Annotated in this window: 18 protein-coding genes; 9 read left to right on the top strand and 9 right to left on the bottom strand. The window is 68.4% G+C overall.

Going from position 1 to position 19,884, the window contains the following annotated elements:
* Nucleotides 1-66: 66 nt before the first annotated feature.
* The 3 genes from LPH33_RS07205 to LPH33_RS07195 form a co-directional block, all read right to left on the bottom strand.
* On the bottom strand, nucleotides 67-2,592 hold the full coding sequence (locus LPH33_RS07205; protein ID WP_160874774.1) for an ABC transporter permease: 2,526 nt from the start codon (nucleotides 2,590-2,592) through the stop codon (nucleotides 67-69).
* 11 nt (nucleotides 2,593-2,603) lie between these two features.
* Nucleotides 2,604-3,365 carry an ABC transporter ATP-binding protein gene (locus LPH33_RS07200; RefSeq protein WP_026061094.1) on the bottom strand — a complete coding sequence of 254 codons (762 nt, stop codon included), beginning with the start codon at nucleotides 3,363-3,365 and terminating at the stop codon, nucleotides 2,604-2,606.
* A gap of 91 nt (nucleotides 3,366-3,456) precedes the next feature.
* Nucleotides 3,457-4,233: an SDR family NAD(P)-dependent oxidoreductase gene (locus tag LPH33_RS07195; RefSeq protein ID WP_229567592.1), complete on the bottom strand. Its 777-nt coding sequence runs from the start codon at nucleotides 4,231-4,233 to the stop codon at nucleotides 3,457-3,459.
* Nucleotides 4,234-4,311: 78 nt separating this feature from the next.
* Here LPH33_RS07195 and LPH33_RS07190 point away from each other — a divergent pair, with 78 nt between their 5' ends.
* Nucleotides 4,312-5,082, top strand: a complete 771-nt coding sequence (locus LPH33_RS07190) for a deoxyribonuclease IV (RefSeq protein WP_145692635.1) — start codon at nucleotides 4,312-4,314, stop codon at nucleotides 5,080-5,082.
* Between the two features lie 100 nt (nucleotides 5,083-5,182).
* Here LPH33_RS07190 and LPH33_RS07185 read toward each other — a convergent pair whose 3' ends face one another.
* The 3 genes from LPH33_RS07185 to LPH33_RS07175 are packed head-to-tail and all read right to left on the bottom strand — an operon-like array spanning nucleotide 5,183 to nucleotide 7,280.
* Nucleotides 5,183-5,794 (bottom strand): TetR family transcriptional regulator, encoded by a 612-nt coding sequence (locus LPH33_RS07185; RefSeq protein ID WP_145692636.1) that lies wholly within the window; start codon nucleotides 5,792-5,794, stop codon nucleotides 5,183-5,185.
* Nucleotides 5,791-6,546: an ABC transporter permease gene (locus LPH33_RS07180; protein ID WP_145692637.1), complete on the bottom strand. Its 756-nt coding sequence runs from the start codon at nucleotides 6,544-6,546 to the stop codon at nucleotides 5,791-5,793. Before LPH33_RS07180 ends, LPH33_RS07185 begins: the two co-directional genes overlap by 4 nt.
* On the bottom strand, nucleotides 6,543-7,280 hold the full coding sequence (locus tag LPH33_RS07175) for an ABC transporter ATP-binding protein (RefSeq protein ID WP_145692638.1): 738 nt from the start codon (nucleotides 7,278-7,280) through the stop codon (nucleotides 6,543-6,545). The genes LPH33_RS07180 and LPH33_RS07175 overlap by 4 nt, the downstream gene beginning before the upstream one ends.
* A gap of 125 nt (nucleotides 7,281-7,405) precedes the next feature.
* Here LPH33_RS07175 and LPH33_RS07170 point away from each other — a divergent pair, with 125 nt between their 5' ends.
* The gene (locus tag LPH33_RS07170) at nucleotides 7,406-7,996 is read left to right on the top strand and encodes an AMIN-like domain-containing (lipo)protein (RefSeq protein ID WP_145692639.1); all 591 of its coding nucleotides are present in this window, start codon (nucleotides 7,406-7,408) and stop codon (nucleotides 7,994-7,996) included.
* A gap of 60 nt (nucleotides 7,997-8,056) precedes the next feature.
* Here the strand turns inward: LPH33_RS07170 and LPH33_RS07165 are convergent, their stop codons facing one another.
* Nucleotides 8,057-8,800 carry an IclR family transcriptional regulator gene (locus tag LPH33_RS07165; RefSeq protein WP_229567590.1) on the bottom strand — a complete coding sequence of 248 codons (744 nt, stop codon included), beginning with the start codon at nucleotides 8,798-8,800 and terminating at the stop codon, nucleotides 8,057-8,059.
* Nucleotides 8,801-8,920: 120 nt separating this feature from the next.
* On the opposite strand from LPH33_RS07165, the gene LPH33_RS07160 reads away from it, so the two are divergent.
* Nucleotides 8,921-9,736 carry an SDR family NAD(P)-dependent oxidoreductase gene (locus tag LPH33_RS07160; protein ID WP_016933927.1) on the top strand — a complete coding sequence of 272 codons (816 nt, stop codon included), beginning with the start codon at nucleotides 8,921-8,923 and terminating at the stop codon, nucleotides 9,734-9,736.
* A gap of 30 nt (nucleotides 9,737-9,766) precedes the next feature.
* Nucleotides 9,767-10,681, top strand: coding sequence for an NAD-dependent epimerase/dehydratase family protein (locus LPH33_RS07155; protein ID WP_016933928.1), 915 nt, complete (start codon nucleotides 9,767-9,769; stop codon nucleotides 10,679-10,681).
* Between the two features lie 60 nt (nucleotides 10,682-10,741).
* On the opposite strand, the gene LPH33_RS07150 is transcribed toward LPH33_RS07155, so the two are convergent.
* The gene (locus LPH33_RS07150) at nucleotides 10,742-11,062 is read right to left on the bottom strand and encodes a nuclear transport factor 2 family protein (protein WP_324256228.1); all 321 of its coding nucleotides are present in this window, start codon (nucleotides 11,060-11,062) and stop codon (nucleotides 10,742-10,744) included.
* A gap of 314 nt (nucleotides 11,063-11,376) precedes the next feature.
* Between LPH33_RS07150 and LPH33_RS07145 the strand changes: the two genes are divergently transcribed.
* Entirely contained in the window at nucleotides 11,377-13,278 is a 1,902-nt protein-coding gene (locus LPH33_RS07145; protein ID WP_160874784.1) for an ABC transporter ATP-binding protein, read from the top strand.
* Nucleotides 13,275-13,790 carry a DUF664 domain-containing protein gene (locus tag LPH33_RS07140; RefSeq protein WP_016691982.1) on the top strand — a complete coding sequence of 172 codons (516 nt, stop codon included), beginning with the start codon at nucleotides 13,275-13,277 and terminating at the stop codon, nucleotides 13,788-13,790. Before LPH33_RS07145 ends, LPH33_RS07140 begins: the two co-directional genes overlap by 4 nt.
* A 6-nt stretch (nucleotides 13,791-13,796) precedes the next feature.
* Here LPH33_RS07140 and LPH33_RS07135 read toward each other — a convergent pair whose 3' ends face one another.
* On the bottom strand, nucleotides 13,797-15,677 hold the full coding sequence (locus tag LPH33_RS07135) for a DEAD/DEAH box helicase (RefSeq protein ID WP_145692643.1): 1,881 nt from the start codon (nucleotides 15,675-15,677) through the stop codon (nucleotides 13,797-13,799).
* 158 nt (nucleotides 15,678-15,835) lie between these two features.
* Here LPH33_RS07135 and LPH33_RS07130 point away from each other — a divergent pair, with 158 nt between their 5' ends.
* The 3 genes from LPH33_RS07130 to LPH33_RS07120 all read left to right on the top strand — a co-directional run bounded on the left by LPH33_RS07130 (nucleotide 15,836) and on the right by LPH33_RS07120 (nucleotide 19,876).
* Nucleotides 15,836-17,152, top strand: a complete 1,317-nt coding sequence (locus LPH33_RS07130) for a TrpB-like pyridoxal phosphate-dependent enzyme (protein ID WP_145692644.1) — start codon at nucleotides 15,836-15,838, stop codon at nucleotides 17,150-17,152.
* Nucleotides 17,153-17,219: 67 nt separating this feature from the next.
* The gene (locus LPH33_RS07125; protein WP_229567588.1) at nucleotides 17,220-17,921 is read left to right on the top strand and encodes a phosphoribosyltransferase; all 702 of its coding nucleotides are present in this window, start codon (nucleotides 17,220-17,222) and stop codon (nucleotides 17,919-17,921) included.
* Between the two features lie 152 nt (nucleotides 17,922-18,073).
* The gene (locus LPH33_RS07120) at nucleotides 18,074-19,876 is read left to right on the top strand and encodes an AMP-dependent synthetase/ligase (protein WP_145692645.1); all 1,803 of its coding nucleotides are present in this window, start codon (nucleotides 18,074-18,076) and stop codon (nucleotides 19,874-19,876) included.
* Nucleotides 19,877-19,884: the final 8 nt, after the last annotated feature.

The following is a 19,884-nucleotide window of genomic DNA, read 5'->3' as shown; positions in this document are numbered from 1 at the left end:
CGCGGGCCGGTTGCTGTGGACAACTCCACTGCCTGTGGACAACTCGTGTCCACCTGCACTTTCTGCCTACATGTCGCTGATCGCTTCGAGCGGCGGCGTCTTCGCCGCACGCTGGCCGGGCCACAGCGCCGCGAGGACACCGATGATGCCGGACGCGACGAGCATGCCGACGACCTGCGACCACGGCACCGAGATGATGTCGAGTCCCTGATCAGCGAGGGTGCGCACGAACGCCCAGCCGAACGCGAGACCGAGCACGACACCCACGACCGCACCGAATACTGCGATGAGCAGCGACTCCAGGTAGATCGTGCGACGCACCTGGGCGCGTTGCATACCGACAGCGCGGAGCATGCCGATCTCCCGCCGCCGTTCCACCACCGACAGTGCCAGGGTGTTGACGATGCCGAGGATGGCGATGACCACGGCGAGGGCGAGCAGGCCGTAGAGGATCGCGAGGAGCATGTCGATCTGCTGCGCCTGCTGTCCCTTGAACTGCTCACGGTCGAGGACCTGCACGATCACGTAGTCCTTGACCGCCTCCTCGATCGACGCGCGCACGGTCTCCGGATCGGCACCGTCGACGGTGTTCATGAGGACGACGAGCGCCGACCGGTTGTTCGGCGGCGTGAACTGCTCGAACAGCTGCTGCGAGACGACCCACGGACCGATCAGCTGGTTGTCGGTGAAGATGCCGGCGACGGTGGTGTCGACGGTGTCGCCGTCGCGGCTGGTGAGCGGAACGGTGGAGCCCACCTCCCAGCCGCGGTCGTCCGCCGAGGTCTGCGAAACGAGGATCTCGTTCCCGGTCACCTCGAAGGCACCCGCGACCATGTCCAGGTCGAGAACGTCCTGGAGGGGTCCGCCCGCTCCGGTGCCGAACTCGAAGTCCTCGTCGATCTTGGCCTGCACGCCGTAGGCGGGCACGACCTCCTCGACGCCGTCCACCCCGCGGACCGCCTCGGCGGCGGGGGCCGGGACGCCGAACATCTGCGGCCCGGTGAGCATGAAGTCCGCTTCGACACCGTTGTCGACGAGCGCGTCGACACTGGCCTTCGCCGACGACCCGAACACACCGATGACGGAGACGAGCATCAGACCCAGGGTGAGGGCGAAGGCGGTCGCGGCGGTGCGACGTGGATTGCGGGTCGCGTTGGTGCGCGCGAGACGGCCGATCGCCCCGAAGGGCCGGGCGAAGACCGCGCCGAGCGCGTTCACGACGGGTCGGGACAACGCCGGTGCCGCGAACAGCACCGACAGGATCAGCAGGAAGGCACCGATACCGACGGTCGCGGCCGCGCCACCACCGACCTGCTGTGCGCCCACCACGACGAGCGCCGCACCGACGATCGCGCAGAGCACACCGATGATCGTGCGGATGCGCAGCGACTCGACGGTCGCCGTGGATTCCTCGCGCATCGCGGCGACGGGCGGAACGTGGGTCGCGCGCCGCGCCGGGGCGTAGGCGCTGACCATCGTCACGACCACGCCGACGAGCAGCGCGACGATCACGGTGCGCGGGGACAACTGCAGCGGCCCGGACGGCAGTCCGAGATCCGCGGCGTTCAGTGCCGCGCGCAGACCGTAGGCGAGCGCGACGCCCGCGGCGATACCGATGATGCTGCCGATCAGGCCGACGACGAAGGCCTCGAGGGTGACCGACCGGCCGACCTGCTTGCGGCTCGCGCCGATCGCGCGGAGCAGGGCGAGTTCGCGCAGTCGCTGGGCGACGATCATCGAGAAGGTGTTGTAGATGATGAACGTGCCGACGAGCAGTGCGATCGCACCGAACGCGAGCAGGAAGTAGTTGAGGAAGTTCAGGGCCTCGGCGACCTGCGACTTGGTCTCCTCGGTGACCTCGGCTCCGGTCTGCACCTTCAGATCGGGCAGCGCCGCCGCGATCTCGTCGCGCAGCTGCTCGGGCGAGAGCGAACCGTCGCCTGCGACGTCGAGGAAGCCGACGTGCCGGCCGTCGGTGAACAGCTGTGAGGCCTGTTCCTCGGTGAACAACGCACCGATGTAGCCGCCGGTGTCGGTCTCGAGTTCGTAGATGCCGCTGACGGTCACCGGCACCATGCCCTGCGAGATGGTGAGCACGGTCGTGCTGTCGCCGATCGAGAGATCACCGCGTTCGGCCGCGCTCTCGTTGAGCGCGATCTGCCCGCTCTCCGCCGGCGGTCCACCGGCCACGAAGGTCTCCGGGTCGCCGACGAGACGGTCGGGCGGGATGTAGGCGTAGCCCTCGGCGGGCGCGCCTCCGGTCTGGATCGCGGCGCCCTCGGAGTCGAGGACGATGATGCCGCCACCGATCGACGGGGACGTGCGCTCGACGCCGGGGAGGGCGGCGACCTGGTCGACGGCCTCGATCGGGACACCGCTGGTGCCGTACTGCTCGGTGCTGACGCGGACGTCGACGCCCTGGGCGACGTCGCCGAAGATGCCGTCGAAGGTGCGCTGCAGCGTGTCGGTGAAGACGAACGAACCGGTGATGAAGGCCGTGCCGAGCACCACGGAGAGCACGGTCAGGGCGAGCCGCACCTTGTGTGCGGCGAGATTGCGCAGGGCGACCCTGCGGATGGGATTCCCACTCATCGCGGTGTCTCCTATTCCGCCACGGGAGCCGCGGAGGCGGGATCGAACTGCTTCATCCGGTCGAGCACACGTTCGGCCGTCGGTTCGCGCATCTCGTCGACGATGCGTCCGTCGGCGAGGAACACCACGCGGTCGGCGTAGCCGGCGGCACGCGGGTCGTGGGTGACGATCACGACGGTCTGGTCGAACTCGTCGACGGCCGCGCGCAGGATGGACAGCACCTCACCGGACGAACGCGAGTCGAGGTTGCCGGTCGGCTCGTCGCCGAAGATGATCTCGGGCCGGCCCGCGAGGGCACGCGCGCACGCGACACGCTGCTGCTGGCCACCGGACAGTTCGCCGGGGCGGTGTCCGAGACGGTCGGTGAGACCGAGCCGGGTGACGACGGTGTCGAGCCATTCCTGATCGACCTTGCGGCCCGCGATGTCCACCGGGAGGGTGATGTTCTCGAGCGCGGTGAGGGTGGGGACGAGGTTGAACGCCTGGAAGACGAAGCCGATGCGGTCGCGCCGCAGCTGGGTCATCCCCTTGTCGGACAGGGTCGTCAGATCGGTGTCGCCGATGAAGACCGCTCCGGAGGTCGCGCTGTCGAGACCTGCGAGGCAGTGCATGAGAGTCGACTTGCCCGATCCGGAGGGACCCATGATCGCGGTGAACTCACCGGCGGCGAAATCCGCGGTCACACCGTCGAGGGCGTGTACCGCGGTTTCTCCGGTGCCGTAGATCTTCTTCAGGTCCTGGGCGCGGGCTGCTGGGGCCGAGTGCAGTGGCATGCACCCATCTTCCCGGTGCCGGGACCACTGCACCATCGGGGAGGACCCCGATCTTCGATTCGGGGATACGGGCGTATGCCGCAGGGGTGGCTCAGGCCCAGCGTGCCTGGCCTCCGTCCAGCGGGATCGTCGCGCCGGTGAGATAGCGTGCGTCGTCGCTCACAATCCACGCCACGGCGCGTCCGATGTCCTCCTCGGGGTCGCCGATGCGGCGGAGCGGGATGGATTCCACGAACTCGGCGGCCTCCTCCGGGTTCGTCTCCGTCCACCACTTCAGGCCCGGCGACAGGGCGTGCGGGGCGATGGCGTTGACACGGATGCCGTCGATCCCCCATTCCGAGGCCGCGGTGCGGGTGAGCGACCGCAGCGCCTCCTTGGTGGAGGCGTAACCGCCGTAGCCGCTCATGTCCCAGCGCACTGCCGCGGAGGTGACCATGTTGACGATCGATCCGCCGCCGCGTTCCTTCATGATCGGGTGGACGAGCTGCATGGCGTGCAGCGCCGCGAGCGGACCCGAGCGGTACGCTTTCTCCAGCACCGCCGGCTTCAGGTCGAGCAGCGGCCCGAGCGGATTGAAGCTCGCGTTGTTGACGAGGATGTCGACACCACCGAAGGCCGAGACCGTCCGGTCCACCGCGGCGGCGATCGCATCCGGATCGGCGATGTCGCACACGACCGGCTCCGCGGTGCCACCGAAGGCGCGGATCTGCTCGGCGGTGTCGACCAGCTTCGATTCGGTCCGGCCGGTGACCGCGATGGCCACTCCTTCGCGGGCCAGCGCGAACGCGACCCCCTGACCGATCCCTTGCCCCGCGCCGGTGATCAGCGCGACCCTGCCGTCGAGTTTCCCGCCTTCGAGTGTGCCCATGCGAGGAGTCGAGCAGATTCCGGGCACGTCCGGGTGTTGCGGTCCCGGTCGGCGGGACACTGCCCTAACCTGTGGCACATGCGGATAGGTGCGCACGTCCGGCAGGACGACGATCCCATCGGGCAGGGCGAGCATCTCGGTGCCGATCTGGTGCAGGTGTTCCTGTCGGACCCGCAGAAGTGGACGAAGCCCGGTGAGCATCCGCGCACCGAGGAGATCCTCGCGTCGGACGTCGACGTGGTGGTGCACTCGCCGTACGTCATCAACGTGGCGAGCCTGAACAACAGGGTGCGGATGCCGTCGCGCAAGGCCGTCGCCGACCACGCCGAGGCGGCCGCGCGGATCGGCGCGCTCGGGCTGGTGGTCCACGGCGGGCACGTCCGCGCGGGTGAGGACGTCGCCGCCGGGGTGGAGAACTGGCGCAAGCTGTTCGAACGGCAGGAGGACAAGGGCGGGTTCGGGGTGCCGATCCTCGTCGAGAACACCGCGGGCGGCGACTTCGCGATGGCCCGCTACATCGACGCGATCGGGCGTCTGTGGGACACCATCGGCGACTACGGCCCCGGATTCTGCCTCGACACCTGCCACGCCTGGGCGGCCGGGGAGGATCTCGTCGGTGTCGTCGAACGGGTGCGTGCGGTCACCGGCCGGATCGATCTGGTGCACCTGAACAATTCGCGTGACGAGTTCGATTCGGCCCGCGACCGGCACGCCAATCTCGCCGACGGGCAGATCGATCCGCAGTTGCTCGCGGAGATCGCGGTGCAGGCCGACGCACCGATCGTGCTCGAGACCCCGGCGGAGGGACTCGCCGAGGACATCGCCTTCCTGCGGGAGCACTCGACCTGACGACGCACTCCGTTCTACGTTTGCGTCGTGCGCGGACCGATGCACCGTGTCGACGGCGCGCCTCTGTCTCCGACCGAAGCGCACGCCTCCGAAGCTGCGGTCACATGCCGGGAAGCTCGCCGGTCAGATAGTGCTGCACGGTGGGGGCGACGATCCCGACGAGCTGCTCCGACGGCATCGACGCGAGCGGTTCGAGTCCGATGATGTAACGCACCAGCATGATCCCGGTCATCTGGGTGGCCACCAGCTCGGCCCGCAGTCTGCCGGTGCCGACCGGACGATCGATGCGCTCGAACAACGGCGCGAGCGCGACCTCCAGCAGGAACGAGCGGATCAGACCGCTGTCACCGCCTGCGATCTGCGCACGGAACATCGCCACGGCCGCGTCGCGGTGCGGCGAATCCCACACACCGAGAAGGGCGGTCACGAGAGCACGGCCGAGATCCTTGGGTGCGGCCGCGTAGACGGGGGCGAGGACGTCGCGCGGATCGACCGGCAGCGCGATGGACGCGGTGAACAGTTGCAGCTTGGTGCCGAAGTAATGGTGCACGAGCGCCGGGTCCACCCCGGCACGGGCTGCGACCGCACGCACCGTCGTCTTGTCGAATCCGTTGGCGGCGAACAGTTCCCGGGCGCTCGCGAGGATGTCGTCGCGCGCGCCCGAGTTCCCGGGGCGGCGGCCGGGGCGCCGCGTCCCGGCCTCGCTCGTCACGGGGTGCGACGGCGCAGTGTCGCCGCACCGAGCGTGAGGGCCGCGGCGGCGAACGCCGCGACGACGATCAGATCCCGCACCATGACGCCGGTGACCCCAGGATTCACGGTGATCTCCTGCAGCGCCTCCACCGCGTAGCTCAACGGCAGTGCGTTGCTGATCCAGCGCAGCCAGTCGGGCAGATCGTCCCGGGCGACGAGCAACCCGCACAGCAGGAACTGCGGAATGACGATCACCGGCATGAACTGCACGGCCTGGAACTCGGTGCGGGCGAAGGCGCTGCACAGCAGCCCCAGGGAGACCCCGAGGACGGCGACGAGAACCGCGACGATCAGCACCCACAGCACCGATCCGGCGCTGGTGACGTCCAACAGCCAGAAGGCCACCACGCAGGCGAGACCGGCCTGGACGGCCGCCGCGAGCGAGAAAGCGCTGCCGTAACCGGCGAGCAGGTCGAGTTTCGTCAGCGGTGTCGTGAGTAGCCGTTCGAGGGTGCCCGAACTGCGCTCGCGTTGCATCGCGATGGAGGTGACCAGGAACATCACGACGAACGGGAGGATCCCGAGCATCGTGACGGCGATCCGGTCGAACAGCGAGACTCCGCCCGGACCGGTGGGGGCGTTCTGGTACATGAAGTACAGCAGCGTCATCAGCAGGCTCGGGACGAGCACGATCATCGCGACGGTGCGATGGTCGGCCCGCAGTTGACGCAGGATGCGGGTGGTCGTGGTGGCATAGATGACAGCGCTCACGGTCGTGCTCCCGTCCGGTTCCGGATGAGTCGGAGAAAGGCGTTCTCGAGGCCCGTCTCCCCCGTCTGTTCGCGCAGTTCGACCGGGGTCAGCTGGGCCACCAGTCGGCCTTCGCGCAGGAGGACGAGCTCGTCGCAGTGGTCGGCCTCGTCCATGACGTGGCTCGACACGAGCAGGGTGGTGCCGCGGTCGGCGAGTGCACGGAAGTGCTCCCACAACTCGGCGCGCAGCAGCGGATCGAGTCCGACGGTGGGTTCGTCGAGCACGAGGAGTTCGGGATCGCCCACCAGCGCGCACGCGAGCGACACCCGTCCGAGCTGGCCGCCGGAGAGGGCCGACGTCCGGTTGTCGGCGTGGTCGGTCAGCCCGACCGCCGCGAGGGTGTCGGCGACCGCGGCGCCCTTCCGCCCGTAGAGGGAGGCGAAACAGGAGACGTTCTCGGTGACGGTCAGGTCGGGGTAGACGCTCGGCGACTGGGTGACGTACCCGATGCGGCGGCGCAGTTCGGCGCTGCCCGCGGGCAGGCCCAGCACCGTGACCGTGCCGGATTCGACGATCTGGGTGCCGACGATCGCGCGCATCAGGGTGGTCTTCCCGCAGCCCGAGGGGCCGAGCAGTCCGGTGATCGAACCGCGCGGGACGCGCACGCTCACGCCCTCGAGGGCTCGGTGGGTGCCACGCCGGACGTGCAGGTCGCGGATGTCGACGGCGTCGGAGATGTGGTCGATGTTCATGGTCCACTCAATTCATCGAGTGTTGAAATCATCCTCGGATGAATTGTGCGCCTCACGTCTCGATCCGGTCAACCCCCGCGAGCGTCGCCAGGGGTCGCCAGCAGCTCCGACGTACCATGAGCCCCATGAAGCACACGCGTCTCACACTGGCCGTCACCGCAACAGCACTGGTCCTGGCGGGATGCTCCGCCGGCGGCGACGAGCCCGCGCCCTCCCCCGCCGTCTCGGTCGACACGCCGACGTCCTCGGCTCCCGAGACCACCATCTCCGACGCGGTCCCGCGCGACGCGCGCGAGAAGGTCTCCCCGGCCGGAGAGGGCGCGAAGCTCACCGTCGTCGACATCCGTACCGGACGTCACGAGGGCTTCGATCGCGTGGTCTACGAACTCGGCGGCGAGGGCACACCGGGATGGCGGGTCGGCTATGTCGACGAGCCGCTCCAGCAGGGCAGCGGCAACGAGGTCGCCGTCGCAGGCGACGCCGTGCTGCAGGTGCTCATCGACGGTTCGGCCTATCCGTTCGACAGCGGTGTCGAGCAGTACGACGGCCCGGATCCCGTGCTCGCCGATGCCGGCGGATCCGTGGTGGAGGTCAGCGGTTCCGGGGTCTTCGAAGGTGTCACCCAGTCGTTCATCGGCCTCGCCGCCCACGGCACCCCGTTCTCGGTGTACTCGCTCAGCGGGCCGACCCGCGTGGTGATCGACGTGGCCCGGTGACCGCTGCTGCTGTCCCGACACCGGCTCGGAGGTGACGTCCGGGACCGAAACGGGCTGACCTCACGACCGGACTGCGGCACCGTGTCCGTGCTGCCACGTCCCCGCCACCCGTCCCGTCGGTGGGGACGCCTGGATACGTCGCCAGATCTCCGCCGCCGCACTCTGCACCGACACCAGCAGGCGTCTGTCGCCGATCCGGGCGGACGGCCCGAAGACCGAGAGTGCGGCCGCCTGTCCGGTGTCGATCCGGCCGATAGGCACCGCAGCGCAACCGAATCCTTTCCTGCACTGTTCCTGGTCGTAGGCCAGGCGGGTCTGCCGGACACGTTCAGCTTCGGGAGAATCGCTGCCCAGCACGGCCAGAAGCGCTCTGCCGATGGTCGACGACGAGGCCGGAAGTCGTTTGCCTGCCCACGAATTCGACACAGCCGAACCTTCGCCACCGATCGCCTCGAGATACACCGCATCGTCCCCGTCGAGGACACCCAGGTGCACGACGCACCCACTGATGCGGTGGAGCCGGTGCAGAGTGGGCAGAGCGGCTCGTCGCACCATGTTGTGCTGTGCGGCCGCGGAGCCGAGTTCGATCATCCGCAACCCCAGCTGGTAGTCCATTCCGTCCCGATGGACCCACCGCAGCTCGACGAGTTGTTCCAGTGCGCGATGGACGGAGGTGCGCGACAGTCCCGTAGCAGCCACGATCCGGGACAGAGTGAGGCGTTCCGCGTTCTCCAGCGCGGACAGGATCAACGCGGTGCGCTGGATCGTGCCCTTCGGAACAGTCTGCGGGTCGTCGATGTGCATCCGGTCTCCTGTGTCGTCCTCACGGTCTTCGTAGCACCACGGCAGAACACCGTCGGGCAAACTTCCGGACACCGGGAACAGACCTGTCGCGGAAGACCGTGGTTCCTGTGTACTCGGCCTGTGACCCACCCCGTCTGCTCGCGACCCGGACCTCTGCTGCAGGGCCGGCGCGCCCTGGTGACCGGCGGTTCCGGAGGAATCGGGGCTGCGGTGACGACGGCGTTCGCCGCACACGGTGCCGATGTACTCGTCGTCGATGTCGATACCGGCGCCGAATTCGACTTCGACAGCGCTGCAGGCGGTTCCATCCGGATCATGGAATGGGACGTCCGTTCGGCGGTGTGCGCACCCGAGATCGTCGACCACCGACCGGACGTGCTCGTCAACAACGTCGGCCACTATCTGCGGCCCCCGCATCGCTTCACCGACAACGACCCGTCGCTGTGGGACGAACTGCACGAGATCAATCTCGGCCACGTCCTGCGTCTGACGCACGCCCTTCTCCCCGGTATGGCCGAGGGTGGAGGTGGTTCGATCGTCAACCTCACCACGGTCGAGGCACACCGGGCGATTCCCGGTCACGCTGTCTACTCCGCGTACAAGGCGGCACTGAGGCAGTTCACGCGGTCGCTCGCCGCAGAGGTCGGACCGGACGGCATTCGGGTCAACGCGATCGCCCCGGACCTCATCGATTCCGTACAGGTTCCGTACGACCGACTCGTACCGGAACAGGATCGAGCGCTGTGGCCCACCTGGTCGCCTCTCGGTGGCCCCGGACGCCCCGAGGACGTCGCCGGAGTGGCCCTGTTCCTGGCGTCGGATCTGTCGCGTTTCGTCACCGGCGGCACGATCCACGTCGACGGCGGTACCCATTCGAGCGGAGGCTGGGTCCCGAGACATTCCGGTGGGTGGACCAATCGCCCCCGACATCCCTGATCTGTTCCACGACAACGAAAGATGTAACACATGAAGATCCTTCTCGTCGGTGGTACCGGCATGATCGGCACGCACGCGGCGCTGCTCCTTCGCGAACACGGTGACGACGTCACGGTCGCCGCTCGCGGAGCGTTGCCCGACGATTCTCCGGTAACCGGGTTTCCGCTCCTCGTCGGCGATTACACCGTTCCTACCTTCACCGCAGAACAACTCCGGGGTTTCGACGGTGTCGTCTTCGCTGCCGGACAGGATCCGCGGCATCGCACGGACGGGGGCGACGACGAATCGTTCTGGGAGACCACGCAGAGCATCGGTGTGCCCCGCTTCGCCGCCCTCGCCAAACAGGCCGGAGTGGGTCGTTTCGTGCAGATCGGCAGTTACTACCACCATCTGCAACCGGCCTTCGCAGACACCAACCCCTACGTGGCGGCGCGCCGGGACGCCGACGAGGGCGCACGGGCGCTGGCCGACGACTCGTTCACCGTGTGCACCCTGAACCCGCCCTCGATCATCGGGGCGGTACCGGGTGCTTCGGCCCGGCGCTACCGGCGCATGGTGTCCTGGGCGGCCGGCAAGGAACCGGCCTTCCCGGACTTCGCTCCTACGGGAGGCACCAACTACATGTCGGCGCACTCCCTCGCCCAGGCGATCCACGGCGCGCTGCATCGAGGAGAATCCGGCAAGGCCTATCTCGTCGGCGACCAGAACCTTCTGTACAAGGAGTTCTTCCAGCTCATGGTCGATGCCGCCGGCGGCGATCGCAACATCCCCGAGCGGGACGAGTCGCATCCCTTCCTGCCCGACGCTGCGATCGTGCAGGGCAGAGGCAACCGCCTGTCCTACGAGCCGGCGGCCGAAGAAGTGCAGCTCCTCGGATACGACCGCAACGATTGCACTCGGGCCGTCGAAGAGCTCGTCGAGGTCGTTCTCGCTGCCGGTCGCTGACCGATCCCGGGCAGTCGGTTCGGACGGGATCCGACCGAACCGACGCCGGGACGGGGTGGTTCAGGCGGTGGGCACCGTGACGGGACGATCGTCGATGATGTCGACGATCAGTTCCCTGCGGGCGATCCGCCAGCGACCGTCCTCACGCCGATAGGCATCCCGATAGCGGAGGGTGATCGCGCTGTCACGCATGCCGTCCCTGCTCCGGTACAGATGGTGGGCGAGGCAGTACACCCATCCGGTGGCGCTGTCACCGTCCACGTCGATCACCCGCTGATGCACGGCGTGGTGGGTGGCGTGCAGGTGCGCGGTGCCGTCGAGCACCATCGCGACGATCGCATCCCGGCCTACCGTGATCGCCGTTCCGGCACCGCGGGTCATGACGGGAGGTCGAACAGGGCAGCCAGCGCGGCCGGGTCACGGGTGTCGACCGCCACCGAGTACCGGCCGGCCGGATCCGAAAGATCGTTCATTCGATGCAGTATCCGGTCTCGGACCGTGTGGCCGGTGCCGGAGTCCACTGAATGGAACTGAATGGGATCGCCAACCGATCCTCGGCGGGATCCTCCCCGAGTTCCGATACCGGTGACCTCGCCCGTCGGCGACGGCGCCCCGCCCCTGGACATCACACCCAGGCTTGACCTCGAGCGCACTCGAGGTCCTAGCCTCGGCTGCGACCCGAGGAGGCCGACACCATGAGCATGGAAGTCACCGCGTGGAACGCGATGTACAACGCGATGCACGCCGAGAGCGACCGCAGGCCGTTCTCCCGAGCGAGCCTGCGGCGGATCGCCGAGTTCGCCCGGCCGCACCGTCGCAACATCACCTTCTATCTTGCCCTGAGCGTGACCATCGCAGCGCTCGGCGTCGCGACCCCGGTGCTCGCCGGGCGGGTGATCGACGCGATCGTCGACGGCGCCGCGGTCTCGGTCGTGGTGCTGCTCGCGGTGATCATCGCCGCGATCGCACTGGTCGAGGCCGGCCTCGGGATCGCGAACCGTTGGTTGTCGGCGAGCATCGGCGAGGATCTCATCCTCGACCTGCGCACCACGGTCTTCGACCACGTGCAGCGCATGCCGGTCGCCTTCTTCACGAGAACCCGCACGGGTGCGCTCGTCTCGCGCCTGAACAACGACGTCATCGGTGCTCAGCGCGCCTTCAGCGACACCCTGTCCGGCGTGGTGGGCAATATCGTCACCCTCGCGATCACTCTCGTGGTGATGATCGGGATCTCCTGGCAGATCACGCTTCTCGCACTTCTGCTGCTCCCGATCTTCGTGGTTCCCGCCCGGCACATGGGCGCCCGGCTCGCGCAGCTCAGCCGGGAGGCGGCCAACCACAACTCGGTGATGAACACGCAGATGACCGAACGGTTCTCGGCTCCGGGCGCCACCCTGGTCAAGCTGTTCGGCCGTCCGGCGCAGGAGTCGAGGGAGTTCGCCGTCCGGGCGAAGCGGGTCCGCGACATCGGGGTGCGCACCGCGATGTTGCAGAGCGTGTTCGTCACGGCCCTGACACTGGTGTCCGCGCTCGCGCTCGCGCTCGTCTACGGCCTCGGCGGCTTCTATGCCCTGCGCGATCAGCTCGATCCCGGTTCGGTGGTCGCGATGGCGATGCTCCTCACTCGCCTGTACTCGCCGCTGACGGCGCTGGCCAGTGCCCGCATGGACGTCATGAGTGCGATGGTGAGCTTCGAGCGGGTCTTCGAGATCCTGGATCTGAAGCCGCTGATCGAGCAGTCGCCCGACGCCCGGCCGGTGCCCGGCGGCCCGGTCGCAGTGGAACTCCGGGACGTCGCCTTCGCGTATCCGTCCGCCGACAAGGTCTCGCTCGCCTCCCTCGAGGAGGTTGCGGTGCTCGATTCGCGGGGCGGCGAAGAGGTGCTGCACGACGTGTCGTTCCGCGTGGAACCGGGCCGGATGGTCGCGCTGGTCGGATCGTCCGGTGCAGGCAAATCGACCATCGCCCAACTGATCCCGCGACTGTACGATGTCGATTCCGGTGCCGTGCTGCTCGGCGGAGCGGACGTCCGCGAACTCACCGCGGATTCGATCCGCGCGACGGTGGGGCTCGTCACCCAGGACGGTCACCTGTTCCACGACACGGTCCGCAACAACCTGCTGCTCGCCCGCCCCGAAGCAGGCGAGGACGAACTGTGGGACGCCCTGCGTCGCGCACGCCTCGAGCCCCTGATCGCGTCGTTGCCGAACGGACTCGACACGGTCGTCGGCGAACGCGGCTACCGCCTGTCGGGTGGTGAACGTCAGCGACTGACGATCGCGCGGCTGCTGCTGGCCCATCCGCGGGTGGTGATCCTGGACGAGGCCACCGCCCATCTCGATTCGACCTCGGAGGCCGCCGTGCAGGAGGCGTTGACCGAGGCACTCGAAGGTCGCACCTCGGTGGTCATCGCACACCGTCTGTCGACCATCCGCGCCGCCGACGAGATCCTGGTCGTCGAGGCCGGACGCATCGTCGAACGCGGCAACCACGACGATCTCCTGGCGGCGGGCGGCCGCTACGCGGAGCTGTACCGCACGCAGTTCGCCGATTCGGGACCGAAGGTGTCGGCGGGAGCCCCCATACTCGACGCATGAGCGCCCGAGAACACGACCTGTTGCTGAAGTTGCTCTCCAACCAGTTCGACGCCCTGCGCAACGCGCTGTCGGGCCTGACCGAGGATCAGGCCCGCAGCGCGCCGAGCGCATCGTCGATGAGCCTGGCGTCGCTGGTCAACCATCTCGTCGACGGTCTCGTCGCCACGGACGGCCGGATCCGAGGCGACAACCCTCGCGACGCCGACCCGGTCGCGGCGTGGCAGGCCGGGTGGCGGGTCGAGGAGAGCGAGACGGTCGCCGACCAGCTCGCCCGTCTCGACGCCGAGGCCGAGCGGTTCGCCGCGACGGTTCACGGCGAAGCCGATCTCGGCCGGGTCGTCGAGATCTCCCCCGGCGTCGCGCAGTGGCTCGATCAGGGCGAACCGTTCACAGTCCGGTTCCTGATCCTGCATCAGATCGAGGAGTGGGCCCGCCACGCCGGGCACGCCGACATCATCCGCGAGTCGATCGACGGAGCCACCGCCGACGTCCTGGCGCAACGGACGAGCTGACGGCCGTCAGTCGCGGTAACCGCCGCGACCACCACGGTCGTTGCGGTCGCTGCGGTGTGTGAAGTCGCCGGAGCGGCCACCACGGCTGTCGCCGTACTCGCGCTTGCCGCCGCGGTCGCGCTTGCCGTGATCGCGCCGGTCTCCCCCGCGTCGATCGTCGCCGCGACGGTCGTCGCGTCCGCGATACGAGCTCGGACGTCCGGACGGTGCGCCGGAGTCGGGCTGCAGCTGGATGAGCACACCCGAGATGCGGGTCGAGCGCAGTGCCTCGAGGGTCTGCGGCGACAGATCCTTCGGCAGCTCGACGAGGCTGTGATCGGCACGGATGCTGATGTGCCCGAAATCGCCGCGGCGCAGCCCGCCCTCGTTGGCGATGGCACCGACGATCGCACCGGGCTGCACGCGGTGACGCTTGCCCACGGCGATGCGGTAGGTGGTCATCTCCTGGCCGTCGCGACCGACCTTCGGCCCGTCGTCGAAGCGACGCGGCGGACGCTCGCGCTGTTCGCGCTCGCGGCGCTGCGGAACGAACGGCTCGGGATCGGCCTCCATGAGGAACGACTCGCCGTCGCGCGACAGCACCGCCAGCGCGGCGGCGATGTCGGCGAGGGGCACGTCGTGCTCGCGCTCGTAGTCCTCGATGAACGTGCGGAACAGCTGCAGGTGATCGGAGGCGAGCGCCTCGGTGATCGAGTCGTTGAACTTCGACACGCGCTGGGCGTTGACGTCCTCGACGGTGGGCAGCTGCATCTCGGCGAGCGGCTGGCGGGTGGCCCGCTCGATCGCCTTGAGCAGGTGGCGCTCGCGCGGAGCGACGAAGAGCAGCGCGTCGCCGGTGCGGCCGGCGCGGCCCGTGCGGCCGATGCGGTGCACGTACGACTCGGTGTCGTGCGGGATGTCGTAGTTGACGACGTGGCTGATGCGCTCGACGTCGAGACCACGCGCGGCGACGTCGGTGGCGACGAGGATGTCGAGCGTGCCGTTCTTGAGCTGGTTGATCGTGCGCTCGCGCTGGGCCTGCACGATGTCGCCGTTGATCGCGGCCGCGGAGAAACCGCGGGCCCGCAACCGCTCGGCCAGGTCTTCGGTGGCCTGCTTCGTGCGCACGAAGATGATCATGGCCTCGAAGGTCTCGACCTCGAGGACCCGGGTCAGCGCGTCGAGCTTGCGCTGATGGGAGACGAGAACCCAGCGCTGGGAGATGTTCGCCGACGTCGTCGTCTTCGACTTGACGGTGATCTCCTGCGGATCCTTCAGGTACTGCTTCGACAGCCGTCGGATCGCGCCCGGCATGGTCGCGGAGAACAGCGCGACCTGCTTGGTGTCGGGGGTGTCGGCGAGGATGCGCTCGACGTCCTCCTGGAAGCCCATGGTGAGCATCTCGTCGGCCTCGTCGAGGACGAGGAATTCGAGCTCGGAGATGTCGAGGGTGCCCTTGGCGAGGTGATCGATCACACGTCCGGGGGTACCGACGATGACCTGGGCGCCGCGGCGGAGACCGGACAGCTGTACACCGTATGCCTGGCCACCGTAGATGGGCAGGACGTTCAGGCCCGGGATATGGACGGAATACTTACCGAAAGCCTCCGCGACCTGCAGCGCGAGCTCTCGGGTGGGCGCCAGCACCAGCGCCTGGGGCCGCTTCACGGAGGTGTCGATACGCGAGAGGATCGGCACTGCGAAGGCGGCGGTCTTGCCGGTGCCGGTCTGAGCGAGACCGACGACGTCCCGTCCCTCCAGCAGCGGTGGGATGGTCGCCGCCTGGATCGGCGACGGGGACTCGTAACCCACATCCGAAAGAGCTTGCAGCACACGGGCGTCGATGTCGAGATCGGCAAACGTGAGAGCTGCGGTCTCCTGGTCGGGGGCGTCTTGAATTTCACTCATTTGACCAGCAGTTTATCGGATGAACCCACCTCTTCGCGCCCGGACCCGGCCACGACCTGGGCTCGAGCGCGCAGATAATGACACACCCCACCCCGTCTGCGACATCCGGGGCGCGTCACACTGGGCGGGTTCCGTGTCCCCGACCGAAGGATTCCACAGTGACGGCCACCCCCTCCGCGCAGGCATCCACGACGCCCCCGTCCGTCGCCGATTCCGGCATTCCGACCCACTGGTACAACATCGTCGGCGACCTCGAGGTGGCCCCGCCGCCGCACCTGCACCCCGGCACCCGCCAACCGATCACCGCCGACGATCTGGCGCCGCTGTTCGCCTCGGGACTGATCGAGCAGGAACTGTCGACCGAGACCGACATCGAGATCCCGGAGGCCGTGCGCGAGGTCTACGCCGGATACCGCACCACTCCCCTGTTCCGCGCCCGCTCGTTCGAGAAGGCACTCGGCACCCCGGCCCGCATCTACGTCAAGTACGAAGGTGTGAGCCCGGTGGGCAGCCACAAGGTGAACTCGGCGGTGGCCCAGGCGTACTACAACTCGCTCGACGGCGTCACCCGACTGACGACGGAAACCGGTGCGGGCCAGTGGGGTTCGGCCCTGTCGTTCGCGTGCGCGAAGTTCGGTATCGATCTCGAGGTGTGGCAGGTCCGCGCCTCCTACGATTCGAAGCCCTACCGCCGCTTCCTCATCGAGACCTACGGCGGCACAGTGCATCCCAGCCCGTCCGATCTGACGGAGGCCGGTCGCGCCGTCCTCGCCGAGCACCCGGACACACCCGGCTCGCTCGGCATCGCGGTCTCGGAGGCCGTGGAGGTCGCGGTGAAGGACGCCGCCGCCCGCTACACCCTCGGCAGCGTGCTCAACCACGTGGTGCTGCACCAGACCGTCATCGGACTCGAGGCCGTGGAGCAGCTGCGGGCCGCGGGTGAGGACCAGGCCGACGTGGTCTTCGGTTGCGCGGGCGGCGGTTCGAACCTCGCCGGCCTGTCGTTCCCGTTCCTGCGCGAGGTCATCCACGAGCGGGCGACCACGCGTGTCGTCGCCGTCGAGCCCGCGGCGTGCCCGTCGATCACCCGCGGTGAGTACCGCTACGACCACGGCGACATCGCGGGTCTGACGCCGCTGCTGAAGATGCACACCCTCGGCCAGGACTTCATCCCGGATCCGATCCACGCCGGCGGGCTGCGGTACCACGGCATGGCGCCGCTGCTCAGCCACACGGTCGAGCTCGGCTACGTGCAGGGACAGTCCGTGGCACAGACCGACGCCTTTTCCGCGGCGGTGCTCTTCGCCCGCAACGAGGGCATCGTGCCGGCGCCGGAGTCGTCACACGCGATCGCGGCGGCCGCGGAGTATGCGCGCGGCCTCACCGAGCCCGAGGTGATCGTGATCGGCCTGTCCGGCCACGGCCAGCTCGATCTGCCCGCCTACCACTCCTACATGTCGGGCGAGCTCGACTGAGATCCCCGTCGGTCCGTCCGGGCGGCGAATGCTCGCCCGCCCGGGCGGACCGTCCCATACTGGACGTGTGCGGTACGCCACGCGCGAGGAGGCGGGCCGGCGACTCGCCCGGTCGGCCGGGCACCTGCGTGACGCCGACCTGGTGGTTCTCGCACTTCCCCGCGGCGGCATCCCCGTCGCCCGCGAACTCGCCGCCGCCCTCGACGCCCCACTGGACGTCCTCGTCGTCCGCAAGCTGGGCGTGCCCTGGCATCCGGAACTCGCGATGGGCGCGATCGCCGAAGGCCCGGACCTCGAGTCCGGGGAGCCGACAGACGGCGTCTTCCGCGTCCTCAACGAGGACGTGATCCGGCGCGGGCGGATAGCCCCCGAATCCGTGGACAACATCGAGAGGCGCGAACTCGCCGAACTGGCCCGCCGCGCCGATGTCCTGCGCGCCGGTCGCGCCCGCATACCACTGGAGGGCCGCACGGCGGTCATCGTCGACGACGGGGTGGCCACGGGCGCGACGGCGGCGGTGGCCTGTCTCGCCGCGCGCGCATCCGGCGCCACCCGCGTGATCCTCGCGGTGCCGGTGGCCTCCCCGGAGGCGTTGCGCCGTGTGGGCCGGGCGGCCGACGAGGTGATCTGCCCGTGGACGCCGGTGGACACCGACAGCGTCGGCGCTGCGTACGCCGATTTCCATCAACTCGACGACGACGAGGCCGTCCGCCTCCTCCGCGATACCGGTACTTCGGGTACCGGAAAAGCCGACGAGACTATCCGATAGTGGTAATCCTCGTTACCGGCGGGTAGCATTGTTACGTAGATCACTGCTTATCGGACTGTAAAAAAAGGGCAAATCGGTCCGAGGGGTAATGCATTTCCCAATGACATGTGATGCAATGCACACCGACAGTATCTAACGATGGAGGGGTCACAGTGAGTGAGATTGCCGTGCCACAGTCGTTCTCGATCCCCGAGAACACGTCGATGGCCGACAGCGTCTTCCGCCACGAGAAGGAGTCGCCGGAGTTCGTGCCGTTCGAGCGGCTGGTCGACGGCAAGTGGGTTCCCGTCACCGCGCGCCAGTTCGCATCCGAGGTACGCGCCGTGGCGAAGGGCCTGATGGCGTCGGGCATCGAGCTCGGCGACCGCGTCGCGGTGCTGGCAGCGACCCGCTACGAGTGGGTGCTCCTCGACTACGCCATCTGGACCGCGGGCGGTGCCACCGTCGCGATCTACGAGACGTCGTCGGCCGACCAGGCCCAGTGGATCCTCGAGGACTCCGGGACCAAGCTGCTCATCGTCGAGAACTCCGGTCACGTCGACACCGTCCGCGAGGTCGCCGAGAACGCCCCGACCGTGCGCGAGGTCCTGCAGATCGAACCCGCGCCGGGCGGCAAGAGCGCGGTCGACGAGCTCATCGCACGCGGCACGGCGGTCACCGACGAGCAGGTCGAGGAACGGCGCAACTCGGTCACGGCCGAATCCGCGGCGACCCTCATCTACACCTCCGGCACCACGGGCCGGCCGAAGGGCGTGCAGCTCAAGCACCGTCACTTCGCCTCCGAGTCCGCCGCCTGCGGTCTCGCCCTGCCCGACTCGATGCACGAGGGTCAGCGCACCCTGCTGTTCATCCCGATGGCGCACGTCTTCGCTCGCCTGATCTCCTTCGCGGCCTTCGACAGCAAGGTCACCGTGGGCCACACCTCCGACCTGTCGACGCTGCTCGACCAGTTCGCGGTCTTCAAGCCGAACTTCATCCTGTCGGTGCCCCGCGTGTTCGAGAAGGTCTACAACTCGGCGAAGCAGAAGGCCTACGACGGCGGCAAGGGCAAGATCTTCGAGAAGGCCTCCGAGGTCGCGATCGAGTACAGCAAGGCACTCGAGAACGGCGGCCCCGGCCTCGCCCTGAAGATCCAGCACTTCGTCTTCGACAAGCTGGTCTACGGCAAGCTCAAGGCCGCGCTCGGCGGCAACGTCACCCGGGCCGTCTCGGGCGGTGCCGCACTCGGCTCACGTCTCGGCCACTTCTTCCGCGGTGTCGGCGTCACCATCTACGAGGGCTACGGCCTGACGGAGACCACCGGCGGCATCATCATGAACACCCCCGCCGCCCAGAAGATCGGCACCGTCGGCAAGCCGTTCAACGGCTGCGCCGCGAAGATCGCCGAGGACGGCGAACTGCTGCTCAAGGGCCCCCAGGTGTTCGACGGCTACTGGCAGAACGACAAGGCCACCGACGAAGCCATCCGCGACGGCTGGTTCCACACCGGCGACATCGGTGCGATCGACGAGGACGGCTTCATCTCGATCACCGGCCGCAAGAAGGAACTGATCGTCACCGCGGGCGGCAAGAACGTCGCACCGGCGGTCCTCGAGGACTCGCTGCGCGCCCACCCGCTGATCAGCCAGGTCATCGTGGTCGGCGATTCCAAGCCGTTCGTCGGCGCGCTGATCACCCTCGACCCGGAGGCACTGCCGGGCTGGCTCGAGCGCCACAACCTGCCGGCGGGCACGACGGTCGCGGAACTGATCAAGAACCCCGACCTGATCGCCGAGATCGACGAGGCCGTCGCCGAGACCAACAAGAAGGTCTCGAAGGCCGAGTCGATCCGCAAGTACCGCATCCTCGAGACCGACTTCAGCATCGAGAGCGGTGAGCTGACCCCGACGCTCAAGCTCAAGCGGAACATCATCCACGACAAGCACGGCGCCGAGATCGCAGCGATCTACAACTGACGCTCCGA

Origin of the sequence: Rhodococcus sp. RDE2 (genome assembly GCF_020885655.1) — a bacterium.
Classification (GTDB): domain Bacteria; phylum Actinomycetota; class Actinomycetes; order Mycobacteriales; family Mycobacteriaceae; genus Rhodococcus; species Rhodococcus pyridinivorans.
The sequence above is the reverse complement of the archived record's forward strand: the minus strand, read 5'-3'. Positions and strand labels throughout refer to the sequence as shown.

Excerpts from the sequence above, each read along its gene's own strand:
- LPH33_RS07205 (WP_160874774.1), bottom strand. The coding sequence starts at position 2,592 with ATGAGTGGGAATCCCATCCGCAGGGTCGCCCTGCGCAATCTCGCCGCA.
- LPH33_RS07200 (WP_026061094.1), bottom strand. The coding sequence starts at position 3,365 with ATGCCACTGCACTCGGCCCCAGCAGCCCGCGCCCAGGACCTGAAGAAG.
- LPH33_RS07195 (WP_229567592.1), bottom strand. The coding sequence starts at position 4,233 with ATGGGCACACTCGAAGGCGGGAAACTCGACGGCAGGGTCGCGCTGATC.
- LPH33_RS07190 (WP_145692635.1), top strand. The coding sequence starts at position 4,312 with ATGCGGATAGGTGCGCACGTCCGGCAGGACGACGATCCCATCGGGCAG.
- LPH33_RS07175 (WP_145692638.1), bottom strand. The coding sequence starts at position 7,280 with ATGAACATCGACCACATCTCCGACGCCGTCGACATCCGCGACCTGCAC.
- LPH33_RS07170 (WP_145692639.1), top strand. The coding sequence starts at position 7,406 with ATGAAGCACACGCGTCTCACACTGGCCGTCACCGCAACAGCACTGGTC.
- LPH33_RS07165 (WP_229567590.1), bottom strand. The coding sequence starts at position 8,800 with ATGCACATCGACGACCCGCAGACTGTTCCGAAGGGCACGATCCAGCGC.
- LPH33_RS07155 (WP_016933928.1), top strand. The coding sequence starts at position 9,767 with ATGAAGATCCTTCTCGTCGGTGGTACCGGCATGATCGGCACGCACGCG.
- LPH33_RS07150 (WP_324256228.1), bottom strand. The coding sequence starts at position 11,062 with ATGACCCGCGGTGCCGGAACGGCGATCACGGTAGGCCGGGATGCGATC.
- LPH33_RS07145 (WP_160874784.1), top strand. The coding sequence starts at position 11,377 with ATGAGCATGGAAGTCACCGCGTGGAACGCGATGTACAACGCGATGCAC.
- LPH33_RS07140 (WP_016691982.1), top strand. The coding sequence starts at position 13,275 with ATGAGCGCCCGAGAACACGACCTGTTGCTGAAGTTGCTCTCCAACCAG.
- LPH33_RS07135 (WP_145692643.1), bottom strand. The coding sequence starts at position 15,677 with ATGAGTGAAATTCAAGACGCCCCCGACCAGGAGACCGCAGCTCTCACG.